This window comes from Streptomyces sp. 8L (assembly GCF_020176795.1).
Lineage (GTDB): Bacteria > Actinomycetota > Actinomycetes > Streptomycetales > Streptomycetaceae > Streptomyces.
Window position 1 is genome coordinate 1 of record NZ_JAIUKE010000920.1, and the last position, 984, is coordinate 984.

General features: G+C 74.4%; 1 protein-coding gene. It reads left to right on the forward strand.

Going from position 1 to position 984, the window contains the following annotated elements; translation table 11 throughout:
- Window positions 1–964: ERAP1-like C-terminal domain-containing protein (locus LCE31_RS39880; RefSeq protein ID WP_225023199.1), on the forward strand; the 964-nt coding region annotated here is incomplete at its 5' end.
- Window positions 965–984: the final 20 nt, after the last annotated feature.

Here is a 984-nt window from a genome sequence, read left to right on the forward strand (position 1 = left end):
CGTCGTCCTCAACGACGGCGACCTCGCCTACGCCAAGATCCGCCTCGACCCCGCCTCCTGGGACACCGCGCTCAACGCGCTGTCCGCCGTCCCCGACGCGCTCACCCGCGCCGTCGTGTGGAACGCCGCCCGCGACATGGTCCGCGACGGCGAACTCGCCCCGGACGCCTACCTCGACGCCGCCCGCGCCCACCTCCCGCACGAGACCGACCTCGCCCTCGTGCAGGGCGTCCTCGCCTTCGCGAGCGGGCAGATCACCGCCCGCTACACCGTCCCCGAGAAGCGTCCCGCGGCCCTCGCCACCCTCACCGCGCTCTGCCGCGACCTCCTCCGCCGCACCGAGGACGGGGGCGATCCCGGCCGCCGTCTCACCGCCGTACGCCACTTCATCGACTCCGCCACCCAACCCGACGGCATCCAGGACTGGTTCGCCAACGGCCACGTCCCCGGCGGACCCGAACTCGACCCCGAACTGCGCTGGCGCGTCCTCACCAGGCTCGCCGTCCTCGGCGCCGCCTCCGAGAAGGACATCGCGGCCGAACTCGCCCGCGACCCCAGCGCCAGCGGCCAGGAGGGCGCCGCCCGCTGCCGCGCCGCCCTCCCCGACCCGGCCGCCAAACAGGCCGCCTGGGCCGCCCTCTTCGACGGCGACGACCTCTCCAACTACCTCTTCACCGCCGTCGCCCAGGGCTTCTGGCAGCCCGAACAGGCCGACCTCACCGCCGAGTTCATCCCGCGCTACTTCCCCGCGGCCGTCGAGCTCGGCGCCCGCAGGGGACCCACCATCGCCAAGGCCGCAGGACAGTTCGCCTTCCCCGCCCACGCCGTTGACGAGACCACCCTGCGGCTCGGCACCGAGTGCCTCGACACCGCCGACATGATCCCCGCGCTGCGCCGCGCACTCGCCGACCGACTCGACGACCTCCGCCGCGCCCTGCACGTCAGAAAAGCGAGCATCGGCTGACCCCCACCGCGCCACCCGCC